This is a genomic window from Mesorhizobium sp. WSM4836, from assembly GCF_055811815.1.
The window spans coordinates 1-17,668 of the sequence record NZ_JBVVQF010000012.1; the positions used below are offsets into that span (position 1 = coordinate 1).

At 62.2% G+C, this 17,668-nt stretch carries 9 protein-coding genes and 1 pseudogene; all 10 read left to right on the forward strand.

Annotated features, from left to right (window positions below; translation table 11 throughout):
• Positions 1–261 (forward strand): annotated as a pseudogene (locus AC0L2P_RS15665) (hypothetical protein); the annotation flags it as partial.
• 535 nt (positions 262–796) lie between these two features.
• Positions 797–1,510, forward strand: coding sequence for an SOS response-associated peptidase (locus tag AC0L2P_RS15670; RefSeq protein ID WP_473502227.1), 714 nt, complete (start codon positions 797–799; stop codon positions 1,508–1,510).
• Positions 1,511–1,840: 330 nt separating this feature from the next.
• Positions 1,841–2,395: an Lcl domain-containing protein gene (locus AC0L2P_RS15675; protein ID WP_473502229.1), complete on the forward strand. Its 555-nt coding sequence runs from the start codon at positions 1,841–1,843 to the stop codon at positions 2,393–2,395.
• Positions 2,396–2,981: 586 nt separating this feature from the next.
• Positions 2,982–4,055, forward strand: coding sequence for a hypothetical protein (locus AC0L2P_RS15680; protein WP_473502231.1), 1,074 nt, complete (start codon positions 2,982–2,984; stop codon positions 4,053–4,055).
• Positions 4,052–5,380 (forward strand): hypothetical protein, encoded by a 1,329-nt coding sequence (locus AC0L2P_RS15685; protein ID WP_473502232.1) that lies wholly within the window; start codon positions 4,052–4,054, stop codon positions 5,378–5,380. Before AC0L2P_RS15680 ends, AC0L2P_RS15685 begins: the two co-directional genes overlap by 4 nt.
• Positions 5,377–9,225: a hypothetical protein gene (locus AC0L2P_RS15690; protein ID WP_473502234.1), complete on the forward strand. Its 3,849-nt coding sequence runs from the start codon at positions 5,377–5,379 to the stop codon at positions 9,223–9,225. Before AC0L2P_RS15685 ends, AC0L2P_RS15690 begins: the two co-directional genes overlap by 4 nt.
• A complete protein-coding gene (locus AC0L2P_RS15695) occupies positions 9,222–10,562 on the forward strand; it encodes a hypothetical protein (RefSeq protein WP_473502236.1) in 1,341 nt (446 codons plus the stop codon). Before AC0L2P_RS15690 ends, AC0L2P_RS15695 begins: the two co-directional genes overlap by 4 nt.
• Entirely contained in the window at positions 10,559–12,604 is a 2,046-nt protein-coding gene (locus AC0L2P_RS15700; protein ID WP_473502237.1) for a hypothetical protein, read from the forward strand. The genes AC0L2P_RS15695 and AC0L2P_RS15700 overlap by 4 nt, the downstream gene beginning before the upstream one ends.
• A gap of 19 nt (positions 12,605–12,623) precedes the next feature.
• Entirely contained in the window at positions 12,624–14,744 is a 2,121-nt protein-coding gene (locus tag AC0L2P_RS15705; protein WP_473502239.1) for an RICIN domain-containing protein, read from the forward strand.
• A gap of 65 nt (positions 14,745–14,809) precedes the next feature.
• On the forward strand, positions 14,810–17,644 hold the full coding sequence (locus tag AC0L2P_RS15710; RefSeq protein ID WP_473502240.1) for a leucine-rich repeat domain-containing protein: 2,835 nt from the start codon (positions 14,810–14,812) through the stop codon (positions 17,642–17,644).
• Positions 17,645–17,668 lie beyond the last annotated feature (24 nt).

The window sequence follows — 17,668 nt, forward strand, 5'->3', positions numbered from 1 at the left end:
GAGCGCCTGCTCCGCGCTCACGGCTTCGAGGTCAGGTCGTTCTCATCGGCCGAGGAGTTTGAGGCGGCGGCTGATCCGGCCAAGGCATCATGTCTCATTCTTGATATTCATCCCGACTTGGCGCACCCGACAGGATTCGAACCTGTGACCTCTGCCTTAGGAGGGCAAGCTTGCGCGGCGCTTTCAAACTTTTCCACTGCAAATTTCGCCCGTTCTCAATTTTTTGCCTTCATTTCTCGCGACTCAATTAGCATCCGCTGATGAAACGTCGTCACGCCCTCCGAAGAGTCACGAACGGGTTTTGGGAGGTCTATGATATAGATGACGACGAGGTTGTCTTCACAGACGGGGTAGCTCTGACAAATTTGCAGGGGGAAGAGGCACTCGACGCCCTGGAGCTACTAAAGGGCGGGTTCCTGATCCCGAGCAAGCGAAAGTATTCCCGATACTGACCCGGCGGTGAACTGCTGTCCGACAAGGTGCAGCATGGAATTGCCGCGCATTCCCGATGCGCGACAATTCCTGTCGGCGCTCAGGTGGCAAGGTTTTTCGCGCATCTTAGATGCGCGATATTCTTGCGCAGAGATCAGGCCGAGCGGAGCCCGCTCTCTTCGGAGATCGCGACAGCCAACACCGCTCGGATGCATCCTAACGCTGCTAGGAGTGCCCCGCCTGGTGTGAGCTTCACCAAAGCAAGTCTTGCTAAACTTCTGCTAGGCCGTTTCAGGGGAATGGAAACCGTGCCTATTGCCTGTGGACGTTGCGACACAGCAGCGATTGGGGCACATTCCAGGCCATGTGCACTCTCTACAATATCACGACCAGCCAGGAGGCCATCCGCCAGTGGACACGCGCGCTGCGCGACATCCTCGGCAATCTCGAACCCTCCATCGACATCTATCCCAACCAGCCCGGCCCGGTGGTGCGCAACGCGCCGGAGGGCGAACGCGAATTGGCCAATTTGCTGTGGGGCATGCCGACGCCACTGGAGCGCGTGAAGGGCAAGGCCGACTATGGCACCACCAATATCCGCAATCCGCAATACGGCCATTGGCAGCAATATCTCGGCATCGAGAACCGCTGCGTGGTACCCGTCACCAGCTTCGCCGAGCTCAGCCCGACGCCCGGCGACAAGGACCCCGAGACCGGCATTCAGCGCAACTACTGGTTTGCACTCGGCGAGGACCGCCCGCTGTTCTTCTTTGCCGGCCTGTGGACGCGCTGGCAGGGCATTCGCAAGGTCAAGGACGGCCCCGCCGATCACCAGGTCTATGGCTTCATGACGACCCAGCCCAACGCGCTGATCGCGCCGATCCACGAGAAGGCGATGCCGGTGATCCTGACCACGCCGGAAGAAACCGAGACTTGGCTCACCGCGCCATGGTCGGAGGCAAGACACCTGCAGCGCACAGCGCCCGACGATGCGCTGGTGATCGTCAAAAAACCGGCGACACAGATTAAGTTCGCGGCAGCGCTTGAACAGGCGTGCGCGCAAGGGTCGCTGTTTTAGGTGTGACACTCATTCCGCCCTTAAGCGAACCGGCCTATCGCGCCGTCGCGCTCGCCCTTTGGCGCCCTGTATGATCTCATGAACTAGCGGTGGTCGGCTGTTCGTGAATGCTTCCATGCAGTTGGCATACGTCACGCAACCAGTTCGCATGCATCGAGAAACGCTTGCACTAGATTGTCGGCAGAGCACCAACCAAGATATCCGTCATAGTGGCCGTCAATTCAAGGAAGTTCCTCCTATTTCGGAAGTGCAGGAACTTTTAATTGTTCGCGGGTTCAAGTATGCTTATTCGGTTGCCACGCGGAATGCGCGGCCAGGGAGGAGTAAGGCATGCTTCGGATTGCCACTCTTGCGACTTTCAGCATTGGCCTTGCCGTCTTCGTAACCCTATCGGCGCCGCAGTCCCAAGCCGCACCTTGCGGTATTGTGCACAAGCAGGCACGCCAACCGCTGAATGACCAAAATTTCTCGCTGCTCGCTGAACATGACGGCAAGGCCTTTGTTGACCAACGCACTTGCCTCGTCGCCAGGATAGACAGGCTTGATCAGCCTGCCACGCTGAGCGATGCGATGGGGTATTGCGCTACGCTCGGACAAGGCGGGCCGTACGGCGACATGGGCTGGCAACTTCCGACGATGGCGGAATTGACGAGCCTCGATTCGGCGGACTGGCCAAGGCAGCGCGAAGCGTTCGCGCAATACAAGCTGCCACCGCTCGCACGAAGCGAAACCGAATACTGGACCCGCACTGAATGGCCAGGGCTGGCAGGATCCTTCGCGGTCGTCACATTCAGTGCTCCCACGACTCTGGTGCGTCCGCTTGAAGCGACCAAGAAGGCAAGCGTATGGTGCGTTTTTGGGGTGCCGGCCACAGGCGTGGACTAGCTACATGGCGTGACTATTAAGCTTATGCGAGGCTGATATTTCCGCGATCGTGGAAAGTTGCTACCGACAATTCGGCCCCTCTGACGACAAGTTGAAGACAATTATGAAGTCGTTACGCACTTGCCAAATTGGCGATCGCCAGGCGATCGCTGGAGGTTGGTCTGCTCTCCCTCAACGCAGTTCTTCGGCTTTCTCAAACCAGATCGTGACCTTCCGCACTCGAACAGTAGGCGCCGACCGACGCTTGGACGAGGCCAAAAGAGAGCGGAAAAGACAATTCTTTACGATATGTTAACTGCCTCGACACTTAGGCCGGGTTTTCTGGGACGGAATGCAAAAAGTCAGCTGTATTGACAGACAAAACGTTTTAACTTACTTTATTGAGGCGTATTATAGCGAATGTGAGGTTGAATTGGCCACGCTTTCGGCGGCCAATTTTCGCTGTAACGAGCAAATACCAAAAGTAGCCTGCTAGATATTGCCAATAAAAAGCAATGGAGCCGCCGCTTCGGCGGGAGGGGAGGCTTTTGTGCATTTTCCTTTGGTCGTTATGTTGAAGAGATGTGTCTTCAATACAGCGATCATCTTGGCCGCGTCTCTTGTGTACGGCGGAGGGGTTGACCCCGCGGCAGCCCAGCAAATCTGCGGCCCCACGCTATCGCAGTGCGACCTGCAGACCGACCCCGCATGTGTTGAACGCACCTATGCGTGCGGCGAATATGATACCGTTATCCAGTCACTCTTCGTCGAGCGGTTCGAACCGACTCCCGACCAGAAATACTTCGTCGGCGCATCGTTCTACGGCCGCCACATTCGCGAACGCGCCGCCGGCGTGCAGTGCGAGATGGTGAAGTTCGCGCGCGAATACCTGACTGACTATCTTTCCGGCGTCGAGGCTGAGTTCACCACCAGCGGCTCGTTCGGCACGGTGCGACAGATGGATCAAATCTACCATGCCGCCCAGATGCTGACTGACCTCGGCGACGTCACCGGCTGTCCGGAATCGGCGCTGACACGCGCTACCGTCGAGGACATTGCCCGCAGCGAAGCCGTACGCTATGCGCGCTCGGTATTCCTGCAGCCGCCGCCGGAAGCCCGTTCCTCGTTCGACACGCTGCAACTGGCGCTGAGAAGCTTCGTCAGTCGAGCGTCCGATCTCGAAACAGGCATCGCTCTGCGCCGCGTCGAGATCAAATCGGCCGATACGCACTTGAAGGCGATCCGCGCCATTTTTGCAGAGATCTTCGGACCGGTGAGCGGTGCGGGCGCGACGCTGGTCGCCAACACCTCGATCCTCGACGGGCTGGCGGCGAAGACGACGCAGATGCTGCGTTCCGTCGAAGTCTCGGAGGGAGAGTTCAAGCGGGCGCTCGGCAACGTCACGCCTGAGCAATACGCCAATCTCAATCGCGACACTGTCGCAAACGCCGAGGACTTTCTCAAAATCTCTGCCTTCCACATCAACATGATCGGGGTGCTGCTCCCGACCGATCCGGCAAAGCCCTTCTGGGGACTGGACGCCGAGGTTCATGCCGACAACGCGGCACAGGGCGCATTCAACGATCTCGCCAAAATCAAGGCTGACTGGAAGGCGCACGGCGCGGCGACCGGCATCTGCGCCCAGGCTGGCGCGGCCGACAGGGTGTGGTACTGCCGATGACAAGCTTCCGAGCCATCGCGATGTCCCTGATCGTCAGTTGCCTCTTGGCCGGCGAAGCCGGCGCCGCATCGATCCTGGAGCGCGCTTACACATCGGAGAAACTCGACGGTTTCTGGAACGCGACGCTCTCGAACGCAACGCCCGACACCACCCGGTTCAGCCTGCTCACCCCCGGTCCCGCCGCCGTCGAACCGAGCCACGAGGCGACGCAGCCCGATTTCGGCCTGCCGTTCACAGGCGAGGTGGTCGGCGAGGCGTCAGGGACCTCCGGCAGCAGCCGCAGCGTCGGCTTTCCGGTCATCCCGCTTTCGGCCGATGACGCCTCGGTGCTGATGCGACGCCTAGCCTGGTCGGAGATCTACCTCAGCCGCTACCGCTTCTTCGCCCCAATCTCTACCGACAGCGCCGAAGAGCTCGCCGCGCTCGTCGGCCGACAATACGCCGCCGCCGTCGAGGCCTACCTGATTACTGGGCGGCTTTATTTCTCCGGGGCCGACTTGCCGGAGAAATGCCGGCACCTGACGCGGATGAACGAGATCAATGTCGGGCCTTTGTCAGGCGCCAGCCTGGATTCGCTGCCTTCGGCCTGGCGTCCGCTGTTCCCGATCGTCGAGGCGGTGCGTGCGCGGCTCGGCTCGGACGCTCTGGCGAAACTGGTCTGTTCGGTCAAGCCGATACGCGGGCGGGCCGAAACGACTGGCCTGATCGAGACACGGGTGCGCGCGCAAATCGTCAAGGCGGTCAGGACCAAGGTCGACGACACGCTCAACCTGATGAACGCCGCTTCGACCGAATACCAGTCACTGGTCAACGAGATGGACGTGTCGATCAAGTCGGCCGAGGTGATGGAGCTGGAGCGTGTGCTCGGCAACGCGCAGGCCAACATGGTTCTCGTCAAGGAGGATCAGTTGAAAGCAGCAGAGACGATCGCCACGCTGCAAGCGGTCGATCTCTCCAGCCTCAACCAGCCGGATTCGCTGAAGGAGTTCGAAGACGGCAAGGCAAGGATGGCGCAGATCGTCGGGCAGATCGAAGGGGTGATGACGGCTCTGTCGGGCCTCACGCATGTCGTCGACGATCCCGCGATCACCGCTGAGCTTTCTTCCTGCGCAGGACTGGGCGGAGCGTATTCGGCGCTCGACCTCACGCTCGACACTGGCGCGCTGACCGCGATGATCAATGGGCCCTACGAGGACTGCATCAACCATGCCCGGGCGGCGGTCGGACGGTTCCAGAATCCGTCGCTTTCCAAGGCGCAGATGGCCGAACTTGCCCGGCATGTTCGCCAGATTTCCGAGGTCTTTCTGACGGCGGGGCAGCCATGAGACGGTTCTTCCTGTTTTGCGGGCTGGTCGTCAGCATCATCTTTGGGGCTGCCGGAATGGCGCGCGCGCAGGGCTGCATGGCGCTCGATGTCGACGCGGCGGCCGGCCATGCCGGCGAGCTGACGACGCTGCTCAAGATCGCCAACTTCCGCGCCGATGTGAAATATATGGGTGAAGTCGCAACCGAACTCGAACAGTTCCTGACGACCTGCGGCGACGAGACGACCGGACGCCTGGCGATCGTATGCGATTTCGACTGCCACCTGCAACTGGGGCGCTATCGCCTGTTCCTCGCGGCCGACATGCCCTTCCTGTCGTCGGCGAGCGGCGTCAGTCGCAACGATACGCCGGTTTCGCCGCAGGCGGCGCAGGAATTCGGCCGGCAAGGCATCGAGATCGTTGATCGCGGCCTTCGCATTCTCGCCCGACAACAAGGGGGTGACCATGGTACCGCGGCGGGAGAGGATGCGAGCTACCGCACCTTCGTGCGGCAGCTCACGGGGCTGTCTTCGCTGAAGATCCAGCTGCTGATGAATACCGGCGACGTCTGGTACCAGACCCTCTCGGAGGCGCGCGTCAAGGCGCTCGACTTCCTGGTCAGCGATACGCTGGGCGCCGTTGGAGGCGCTGGTCTCAACAGCCAACCCAACCTCTCCAAGGCCTACACCAATTACGAAGCCGCTATGTGGGTGCTGGTCGAGACGCAGATGGATATTCCGGGCGAGTCCACCTACGACGACCTGCGCGCCGACCTGCTGCTGCAGCAGAGCGACCTGAACGCGCGCATGGAAAGCGTGCGCAAGGGTTTCCTGTTCCTCAATATCGACCCGATGCAGTTCACGACGATCCCGTTCGAGGAACTGCAGCAGGCACTGATCGAGAGCGAACAGCGGCTGATCGATGTTGAGCGCAATGTCGAGACGCTGGTTGACCGATGGTACGCCGACAAGGCGGGCGAAGCGACGCGCGCGATCGACGAGGAGCGGACGATCCGTAGCCAGGAAGTCAACCTGATCGCCCATAAGATCGGCAAGCTGGAGCACGAGGCGCAGACCTTCGCCACCACCGTCCAGCAAGAGATCAGCGCGATCGACGCCGAGAAGGACACGTTCGGCTACCGCCAGCAGATCAGGTCTCTGGAGATCGAGCTCGCCACCAAGATCGCCGAGTTCGAGAACCAGCGCCGTCAAATCAACGACCGGCAGGAACTCGACCTGATCGTCCTCTCCAAGGAGGCCGAAACCGAGCGGCGCAACGAACTGCGCTGGCTGCTGAACTGGGAAATGACGCAGATGAACCTCGATCTGCAGATTTCCTCGCTCGAAAGCCAGATCACCGAATATGCCCGCCAGACCGAGCGCAATGCCAACCAGCTCGAACAGGCGGTTCGCCAGCGGCAGATCCTCCAAACACAAATCACCAACAACCAGGGTGCGATCGCTCGCGCGAACGGCGCAATCACTGAACTGCAATTGCGCCAGACCGATCTCTATCAGCGCCGCCGGGCCGTCGACCGCGAGCAGCTTTGCGGTATCGAGAACCAGCTTGCCTTGATCGGAGAAACGCCGGCCCATCCGTTCACTCCGCTACTGCCGGGTGAACAGCCGTGCCAGACAGTAACGCCGGCCTTCACGCGCAACCAGTACGTGGCCCAGATGTGCGGCCCGGACGGACAATCAGGCCTCAGGGCTCAGCTCCTGACCACCCAGACCCAGGCCAGGGCTTTTCTGATGAAGTGCGTCATCGGTGACGCCGATTTCGCCGACGTCGAGCCGCTGATGTCCGATCAGCAGATGATCACGTCGAACATCTCGCTGCCGCAGGAACTGGCGAACGTCAGTTGCGGCTCGTTCACCCAGACGGAAACCGACTTCGCCAAGAAACTCTACCAAGCCGAGCGTGACGTCTACACTAAGAGGAAGGCAGATCTCGAGGAGGCACGTGACCAGGTCGACGGCCAGCTCACCGAGGTGATCGCCTGGTTCGCCGCGTTCAACGGCACGACGCAGGCCGCGCAGATCACACTCACCTCCATCCAGGCCGCCTACGCGATCTCCGCGGCGATACCCGAGGTCAATGTCTGCGCCTGCGGGCTCGCTAGCGGCGCGGCGACCAAGATCGACACCTCCAAGGTCGTCAAGGCATCGCTCGAAGCGGCGCAGTCGATCCTGTCGACGATCATCGCGACCGGCCGGGTGACGCAGGAAAACATCAACCAGATCAACGGCCTGAAGCAGCGGATCACGCAGCTTCGCCAGACGAACGAGGAACTCGACCTCGACAAGGCGCTCAAGGCCCGCGCGCTCATCGACACCCACTTCCAGCTCGCTGGTCGGCTGGCGCAGGGAGCCGAGGAGATCAAGGAACTGACGCTGCAGGGCTCGATGGCGGCGGTCGACTGCCAGAGCCAGGATCTCGGCATCGACGAGCAGGTGGCGCGTCTCACGTCAGACCATGCGCGCATACTCGCCGGGCTCGATCTTCAGGGGCGCGAGAACGACTTGCTCAGTTTCCAGATCACCGACCAGCAGCGCACGATCGACCGGCTGACCAACGAGATCGCGATACTCAACCTGGAACTCGACAAGCTGTCCCTGTCGGAAGCTCAGCTCAACGAGGACAATGCACGTGTCGCCGAACTGGTCGCGGCAACCAACGGTCGCATCGACCGCGTTCGCGCTGCGCAGACGACCGTGGCCGGCCTCGCCGAGGAATCAAATGCCTCTACCAACCTGATCAACGAACTGCGCGACCGGCAGAAGGATAAGATGCTGGCGCTGAATGATGCCGAGCTCGCCTTCGTCGAGCAGCGCATTACGCAGTCGCGCGGCAATACCGAGGAACTTGTCGCGGGGCTGAACCAGGCCAAGGACCTCGCTCTGAAGAGCCGCGCGCTGCAGGACAGCATCCTGAAGTTCCAGAGCAACGTTCAGGCCGAGGTGACAAAGCAGCAGGAGGACATGACGAAGCTGGTCACCCAGATCGACGATCCGGCGAGGAGCAAGAACCTGTTCATCGCGACCCAGGACACTGTCGCCGAGCTGATGAAGGGCATCCCCGAATATCTGGTGACCAAGCGCCGCGTGCTCGAGACCGCCAACCGGCTGATGCACCTGATGCGCCGCCGCTTTGAAGTGGTGCAGGCCTTCACCGGCGAGGACACGACTGTGCCCGTGGTCTATGTGCGCAACGCAACCCAGCTCCAGGCGATGATAGACGACATTGTTGCCAAGCGCTTCTTCGACGAGCGGCAGATCAACATCGATGTCGCCCAAATCGTCGTGCCCGCCAATTCCGGTTTCGCCCGCAAGCTGGCGCTCGATGAGAATGTCGAGTTCGAGGTTTCGCCGTTCGCGTCGACCGACGCGCTGATGAAGGCAACCGGCTATTTCGCGCTGTGGGCGCCCAACAAATTCCGTGAACGCAAGAACCTGACCCTGATCGATGTCTTCGTCGGCACCGACTATCAGTGCACTGGGGCGCAATGGAACCGCTTCGCGTTGCAACACCGCGGCAGCGGCTTCGTCCTCAAGCCGCTGACCAAGGGGTCGAGCGAGGTTAGCGCCGACATTTCGATCGGGCCGGAGCGGGTCGCTTTGCAGACCTTTTTCAACCAGGCCGACAGCGGCGACGAGATCACCCGGATCATCCGCTACTGGGTCCAGGATCGCTACCAGGCGCGCAAGTTTCCACGCGCGCCCGGACCGTCGAACGACACCAGCCTGATCCTGCCCTATCTCGGCGCGCCGCTGATCGGTTCGTATCGGTTGTCGCTGCAGCCGAGCGACTGCCCGTTCGACGGCGCTGTGTTCACCCTCTATTTCATCTTCGCGAGCGCGCCGTGAAAGCTATTGTAGCCACGGCAGTGCTCGCTCTGGCGCTAGGCGCGACGGGAGCGGTTGCGCGCGACCTGTTCGTCGACAATCTCGCCGGGTATACGATCGAATCGCGCGTTCTCGAGGCTCCCAACTGCGAGGGGCCGGCCATTGCGGACGGCACGCTGAAGACCTTCGAGCAAGGCCTCTGCGTCTTCCACCGCCCGGCCCGCAGCCCCGACGACAGCCAACGCGCGGCCAACCTGATGCGCGAGGCGCAGACACGCGGACTGCCGCCTGTCCACCAGCAGCTCGCCGGCCTGATTTCGGGCTTGGCCAACTGCGCCGAGGCGACGCGTCATCTCGACGCCTACCGCGCTTCGGGCAACCAGAGCCGGATGGAACAGACGCTGTTTTGCCGCGACCGGCGGCACAGCCAGGCCGACTTGAATGCGATCGAATGGAATCATGCGTTGTTCGAGTATGCCGACAGGCTCGGTTCGAACCGGACGCTAGACCAGAGGCTGGCCGAGATGAGCGCTTGCGAGGCCGGCCCCTTGAGTGCCGATTTCGACGGCCAGTGCGGCCTCATCTCCAATTTGTCCGACACCGAGATCGATGCCTTTTCCGACGGCGCGGCCGGCAAGGTGATCGAGAGCTACTTCGCCAGCGTCGAGAGCCCGATCACGGCGATGTTTTCCCGCAAGCTGAAGCGTGCCGAGGGCCTGGTGCAGAGTTCGCGTGCCGGCATCGACGACATCAAGGCGGGTGCCAACGCAGTGAACAAGGAATACGCCGCGCTAAACCAGGTCTACGAGGCGGCGCGCGACACCAAGATGGGGCCGATCTACATCGCCTACCGCGAGGCGATCCTGAGGGCGACCTCGATCCTTGACGAGTTCGACCGCTGGAAAGGCGGGCTGTTCATAACGTCGGAAAACATCAACCTGATGCCAAAGATCACCGAACGGTCGGGTGAGATCGCGGGCGAAAAGACGCGCGTCGAAGGCCTCGCCTTCGAGGCCAAGGCGAGCGCGCTGGTTGCAGACATCAAGCGTATTATCAATGCCGACGCCGAGAACCGCGCCACGGTCGCCGCGCTCTGCCGCATCTACTTCTGCGAACTGACCAACCGTCGCGCGATGGCCGACGTCATCCGTACCTGCCGTCGGCCGGCGCTTGCCAACAATCCGCTATGCGTCGGCCAGAACGGGCAGATCACCAATGGAAATCTTACGGTCGACTTCCAAGGGCCGCACTCGGTCTCGGTCAAGGAGTTGTGCCAGTCGGCCGGCCTCGATCCGTTGATGACCGAGGTCAACATGGACCCAGCCCGCGCAGCAAGCTGCCTGAGCGAATTGCGATGAGACAGGCGGCCGCCTTGCTCGCCCTGCTTCTCGCGGGCGCTTCAGCGGCCCGCGCCGAGCCGCAGCTTGCCGCTTTCGTCACCGACCAGAACAGGGACGTCTATGTGGCCCTTTTCGACGGCAAGGCGGTGGAACTCGCCGGCTGCGCCAGCGCGGGCCAGGCGAAGCGGCTGCTGCACCTGCCCGACACCGCCGCTGTCTCGCCGGCGACGCTTGCCAAGCTCCAAGCTGAAAACGGCTTTGGGGTGCAGCCGCGGCTGCCATGCCTTGGCACCGCATTTGACGTCGACTGGCCGGCGACAACCGCGATCTGGGCCGATGTCGAGGCATCGGGCAATTATTATCTCCCCTCCCCCTCGGGCAGCGGCTATTTCGCTGTGCCCACCGCCTGCGCGGAGATCAAGGCGGCGCTCGCCATCCGCGAGCGACTGCAACTGCCGGGGGTGCTCCAGGGCTTCGTCGCGCCGCCCAGCGTTGGAACACCGTTCGTACTCGATTGCGGCCGCGGAGATCTCGGCGGCCCGTCGGACCTCGCGGTGGCGAGCGTGGCCCGCTGGAGCCTGCACCGGTTTGAAACCTTCCTCAGCGCCGACAGCATCGGCGACACGGTCTATGTCGTGCGCTACACGCCGCCCGGCGAAGGCGCGCAGCCCTCCTATCTGCCGGTTGTGCGCCTCGACGGCAGGGCGACGCGCGACATCATCGTCGATGCGGCTGCGGCGGAAGCGGCAGAGAAGAAGTTGCGGGCATTCTTCGGAATCGCCGAGGCCGAGGCCGTAACCCTACTTGGTGCCGACGCGGTGGCCGCGCTTCGTTCGGCGCCCTTCGTCGACCTGTGTCTGTCGAATTGCGATGGCTATCAGCGCGAGCACGCGGCCTTCGCGCAGCCCGGCATCGACCTCGGCCTGTCGCTGCTGCCAGCCGGCCCGTCCATCAGCTCGCTTGACCCCCTCGGCAATGCACGGCTGGACTGGACCTTCGCGGAAGGGCGAAGCCTGTCCTTCACGGGCTGCCCGCTTCTCACCTCGGCGCTCGGCCTTTCTGTCCCCGGCATTGGCGACTGGATGGGCGAGACCGATCGCGCGCTGACAGCCGCTCCGCTTCCGGGTACCGGCTTCGACTGTCGGGGTTCGGCCAACGATACGTGCGTTCGCCGCATCAATGATGGCGGCACCCTGACGCTAGAGCAATTCTCCGCCGAGGGCGATTGCGCCGGCCGGGCCAATCTCAGACTCGAACTGCCCGCATCGGTCCAGACGCCGCACACCCTGATACTGAAGGGATTGCCGTTCAAGACGGTGCACGTGGCGCCTGCCGCCGGCGTCGCCCGCTCGCGGCTCGTCGGCACCGCCAACCGGGTGCCAGCCGGCACGTCGTCATGCATCCTGTCGGCGACTGGCGTCATTATCGTCGCGGATGGGTTGCCGCGGCTCGACCTCGAACGGATCGACCTGGCGCGGGCAGCCGATCAAACGACCGACGAGGTCGTCGCCATCATCGCGCAGAATGGTGCTGTCGCGCTCGACGATGTGACTATCGGCACCGTGGCGGAGGGACTGTCGCCGATGGCGCGCGGCGCGTCGCTGTGCCTGGCTGACCTTTATGCGCGCGGGCTCCGGGTTGAAGCAGACATGCTGGCGATCCAAGGCGTTCGGGCACGGCTGCTGATCTCGGCCCAAGCGCCCGCCCGGTCCAGCATTGTCCGCGCGCGCTTCGGCGCGGTGCTTACCTCCGACAGCCTGATGCGGATGGACTTCACCGACATCGCTGCGGCCAATCCGCTGGTTCTGCGCGGGGCGGTCGTGGCCGGCCGCTCGGACGGGTTCGCACCGACGGCCGCTGGCCTTGCGGTCGGCTCCGCCATCCAGCTCGAGCGTGGCTCGTCAGCGAATTTCACCACTTCGACGGTATCCGGCTTTCGCTGTGCGGTCAGTTTCGCAGACAGCGGCTCAAGCGCCAGTTTCCTGCTGCCGGGCAACGACATCGCACGCGACAATACCAGCCGGGCTTGCGGGCCAGGCCGCTTCAGCCTGGTCGAATAGAGCGGAAAGGAGAAACCAGATGAACCGCATCGCCCGATCGCTGCTCCTCCTGCTGACGCTGCTCGTGGCGATCGATGCCGGTCTGGCCCGCGCCGAGGAACCGAAGGTCGTCCTGTTGGAGGACCCGACGCTGAACGCCACCCGCTTGCACTATCCCCTGCTCATCTCCGAGGGACGCGGCTACCGCATCCGCTGCAACGACCAGGCTGACGAAGAGGCGGTGATCCGTGGACTGGGCTTCGCCACCGTTCCGTCGCAGGTGCTGACGGCCGTCGACAATGCGATCATCGCGGCCGACCCCGCCGCCAATCCGCTGTTGTGTCCGTCCGACGAGAACTACCCGATCAAGGTCTTTGCGCACGACGGCGGCAGTGGGCTCGTCTACTACCTGCAGTTCCCGACCGATTTCGGGTCAACATCCTTTTCCGACCAACTCTACATTCCGGGCTGCGCGCCCCTGGTCGCGGTACTGAAACTTAACCTCAATCAGGCGATAGACGCCGACCCCGCCCCATTCTTCGCCGGAAAGGTCCATACTATCGCATGCGTGGCCGGCGCGCCGCTTGTCGGCAGGCCGACGACCTTCGTCAGTTGGTGCGTCAAGGATGACCTTGATCCAACCCAGCAGACGACGGTCGAGGAACTGCTTGCCCTGACACCCGGCGGTGCCTCAGCGTTAGGCAATCCGGCGGCGTGCGCAAGCGCGCAGGATTTTCTCGCGTCGAGCACAACGCTCGACCTTGCCGGACGACGACTGACAAACCTTGAGCCGCTGGCGACACTTACCCATCTGACGAGCCTGACCTTGTCCGGCAATGAAATTGCCGACACGCGTGATCTCGAAAAACTGACCGAGCTCACGTTCCTCGATTTGTCGCGAAACAGGATCAGCAACATCAACGTGGCGGCGGTGATGAAGAAGCTGGCCGACGTCGACCTCAGTTCCAACCAGATCGCCGACCTGCGGCCGCTCGCCTCGGCGCGGGCTTTGATGCGGCTGGTTCTGGCCAACAACAAGGTCACGGACGTGTCGCCGCTGCGGTTTCTGCAAGAACTCACGGTGCTCGACCTGTCGAAGAACCGGATCGCGGATGCACGCGCCTTGATGGGCTTGACCAAACTTACCGCTCTGAACCTGCGCGCCAACCGCCTGGCCACGGTGCAGTCCGTCAGCGCCATCCTGCCATTCAACCCTTCGCTGGACGGCAATCCGGTCTGCATCAGTCGACCGGAGCATTCAACCGTCGCCTCCGGGAAGATTTTCGAAGCCTGCATCACGGCAATCAAGGAGGCCGACGTGGTGCTGGCAAACATGCAGACCGGCAAATGCCTGGCCGTTGCCGAGGGGCGCCTCGACAACAACGCGCCGGCCGTACAGTTCAACTGCGACGACGACCAGTGGCGACGCTGGAAGCTGGTCGAGACGGACGACGGTTTTCAGCTGCAGAACGTGCGGTCCGGAAAATGCCTGACCATTGCCGGCGGGGTCAGCACCGACAACAATATCCCGGCCCTTCAGTTCAACTGCGACCGCGACCCGTCGCGACGCTGGAAGCTGACCGCGACCGGCGACGGCTTTCAGGCTGAAAACGTGCAGACGAAAAAATGCCTGACAATTGCCGGCGGGGTGAGCACCGACGACGACATCCCTGCCCTCCAGTTCAACTGCGACCGCGATCCGGCACGGTTCTGGAGTATACGGGCGGCCGACGCCGAGGTGGTGCTGGTGAACCGGCAAACCGAAAAGTGCCTGTCGGTCGCGCAAGGAAGAACCGACAATAACGCGCCGACGGTGCAATTCGAATGCGACGGTAGTCAATGGCAGCGCTGGAGGCTGGTCGAAACAGGCGATGGTTTCCAGGTGGCGAACGTCCAGACCGGCAAGTGCCTTACGATTGCCGGCGGAGTCAGCACCGAAAACAATATCCCGGCCCTGCAGTTCAACTGTGACGGCGATCCTTCACGCCGCTGGAATCTAGTCGAGACGCGCGACGGAGTTCAGGCGGAGAACGTCCAGACAGGCAAGTGCCTGACGATTGCCGGCGGGGTTAGCAACTTGAACAACATCCCGGCCCTTCAGTTCGCCTGCGACCGCGATCCGTCGAGCTATTGGACCCTCAAGGCGGCGGACGAGAGGTAGCGTCGCTAGTGGTTCGAGCTGATTGAGCCGCATCGATCAGCTGGAGCCTCGAAAGGAGAAACCAGATGAACCGCATCGCCCGATCGCTGCTCCTCGTCCTAATCCTGCTCGTGACTGCCGGCGCCGGCCCGGCCCGAGCGGACCAGCCCAAGGTTGTGCTGTTCGAGGATCCGGCGCTGGAGGCGAACCGGCTGCATTATCCGTTGCTTATTTCCGACGGGCGCGGCTACCGTATCCGTTGCAAGGACCAGGCTGACGAGGAAGCAGTGATCCGCGGACTTGGCTTCGCGACAGTTCCCTCGGAAGTGTTGACCGCCGTCGACAGCGCGATCGTCGCCGCGGATCCCGCTGCCAACCCGCTGCTGTGCCCGTCAGGCGAGACATATCCGATCAAGGTGTTCGCGCACGATAATGGCAGCGGCCTAGTCTATTACCTGCAATTCCCCTCAGATTTCGGCGCGACGACATTTTCCGACCGGCTCTACATTCCCAGCTGCGCGCCGCTGGTCACCGAGCTGAAGCTCAATCTCGACCAGGCTCTGAACGCCGATCCGACGCCGTTCTTCGTCGGCAAGATCCACACCATCGCGTGCCTCTCCGGCGCGCCGCTGGTCAGCAAGCCGACGACCTTCGCGAAGTGGTGCGTCAAGGGCGACCGCACGCCGGCTGAAACGGCGACCGTGATGGCGGTGCTCGATTCAACGCCCGGCGGGGTGTCGGCGCTCGGCAACCCCGCCGCATGCGACGCCGCACAGACCTTCCTGGAATCAATCACGACGCTAAATCTCAACGGCAAGGGCGTACAATCGCTAGAGCCGATTGCGGTTCTAACGAACCTCGCCAGCCTGTCGATCGCCGAGAACTCGATCGCCGACCTGGGGCCGCTGACCAAGCTCAAGGCGCTGACCTTCCTTGACATTTCCGGCAATCACATCAGCAACATCAACGCGCTGACGCCGCTGACCGCGCTGACCCGGGCCGACCTCTCCGACAATGACATCACCGACATCCGCGCACTGTCAGCGCTGGCGCTGCTCACAAACCTTTCGCTCGACAACAACAAGGTCGCCAGCCTTGAGCCGCTGCAATTCCTGCAGGCGCTCTCGACACTGTCCATTGGCAACAATGGCCTTACCGGCGACATGCTCGAACCGCTCAGCGCGCTCGGCGGCCTGACCAGCCTCAACCTTGCCAACAACAAGATCGAGACCTTCGCCAATCTCGGCAGCTTTCCCTCGACGCTAGCCATCAATCTCAGCGGCAATCCAATCGTAGCGGGCGGCGGGCAAAGCTTCGTTGACCTGTGCGTGCTGCACCGCGACGCTGCGACCCCGCTTGGGCAGACCATTCGCGCCATGGTCGAATTGGAGGGCGGCGGAACATGCTCGGCGGTCGGCAACAAGCTGCTGGCGACCACGGCGCTCGACCTGTCGTCCAAGATCGTCAGCGACCTGCGTCCGCTCGCCACATTGCCGCAACTCACTTCGCTCAACCTGTCGAGCAATGACATCACCGACATCGCGCCGCTCGCCGGTCTGACCAATCTCGGCATACTCAACCTGTCAAAGAATTCGATTGCCAATGTCAGGCCGCTGGCGGCGCTGTCGGGCCTGATCAATCTCGATCTTTCCGACAATCCTGTGCAAGCGACCGATTTCCTGTCGGCATGCCTGATGCGCAACCAGACCGACTTTCTGACCCCCGCGCAAGCCGCAGAAGTGAACGCGCTGCTGTCTATCTCGGGCAAGACTGTCTGCGGCAGAGCCTATGACGATCTCAGCTCACGCCAGTTCGCCGATGCCAAGAACCGCGGCTTGACCAGCGTCTCCCTCTTCCCGGTGATGGGCAATCTGACCTCCATCGACCTGTCCGACAACCAGCTGTCCGACGTCTCGGTGCTGTCGGCAATACCGGGGCTGACAAAGCTTTGGATTCGCAACAACCAGATCTCCTCGATCCAGGGGATATTGCAACTGCGCCGCCTCGAACAACTGAATGTCGAGGGCAATCCAGTGTCGAACCTGATCGGCATCGGGCTACTCAACAAGCTCACCAAGCTCTATTTCTCGAACACCCAGGTGCAATCCGTTATGCCGTTGGCGGACCTGCCGTTGCTCGACGACGCCGGAATTCGCAACCTGCCGCTGCAGTACGCCAGCTTCGCTGAATACTGCATCGTCTACCGGTTCGATTCGATCGCGCTCGGCGACTCGCGCGGCTTCATGGCGGCACTCGACAGCCGCATGCAGGCCGACCACGTCGACAGCACCGATTGCAGCGCAGTGCAGAACTGGGCGCAGTCACTGACCAGCCTGACGCTGAACAAGAAGTCGATCATCGCCGTCAACCCTGTGGTCTATTTCCGGGCGCTGGGCGAACTCAACCTGTTCGACAACCTGATCACCGACGCGTCGCCGATCGCATCGCTCACGGGACTTCAGAAGCTGAACCTCGCCACCAACCGGCTGTCGGCCATCCCGCGCTTCGGCTCGAGCGGGCTCAAATACATCTACCTGAATAACAACCAGATCACCAATGTCGGCAATCTATCGAGCATGCCAGCGTTGTCGGATGTCGATCTGCGCAACAACCGCGTTTTCAATGCGCTGCCGCTCGGCACACTTCCGGCGCTGTCGGTCGTCGATCTGAGGGGTAACCGGGTTGAGAATTTCGCTCAGGTCCATCCGGTGATCGGAAAGTCCTATCTCGGCAACAACCCGATCTGCTCGTTCCCGCAGCCGCTCCTCCAGCAAGTCGCCGAAGCCTGCAAGCGCGAGCCGTTGCGCATCTTCGATGGAAACATTCACCTGCAAGACGCGATCGCCGTCCAGCCCTCGGTCATCTGTCCACGCCCGAACTGCTTGCAACTCATCATCGTGAGCCCGCACATTCATCAGTAATGCCTGCATCCGGAGAGGTAGTCC

Bases quoted from the DNA above. Each gene is read 5' to 3' on its own strand.
- AC0L2P_RS15670 (WP_473502227.1), top strand. From the start codon at position 797: ATGTGCACTCTCTACAATATCACGACCAGCCAGGAGGCCATCCGCCAG.
- AC0L2P_RS15675 (WP_473502229.1), top strand. From the start codon at position 1,841: ATGCTTCGGATTGCCACTCTTGCGACTTTCAGCATTGGCCTTGCCGTC.
- AC0L2P_RS15685 (WP_473502232.1), top strand. From the start codon at position 4,052: ATGACAAGCTTCCGAGCCATCGCGATGTCCCTGATCGTCAGTTGCCTC.
- AC0L2P_RS15690 (WP_473502234.1), top strand. From the start codon at position 5,377: ATGAGACGGTTCTTCCTGTTTTGCGGGCTGGTCGTCAGCATCATCTTT.
- AC0L2P_RS15700 (WP_473502237.1), top strand. From the start codon at position 10,559: ATGAGACAGGCGGCCGCCTTGCTCGCCCTGCTTCTCGCGGGCGCTTCA.
- AC0L2P_RS15705 (WP_473502239.1), top strand. From the start codon at position 12,624: ATGAACCGCATCGCCCGATCGCTGCTCCTCCTGCTGACGCTGCTCGTG.
- AC0L2P_RS15710 (WP_473502240.1), top strand. From the start codon at position 14,810: ATGAACCGCATCGCCCGATCGCTGCTCCTCGTCCTAATCCTGCTCGTG.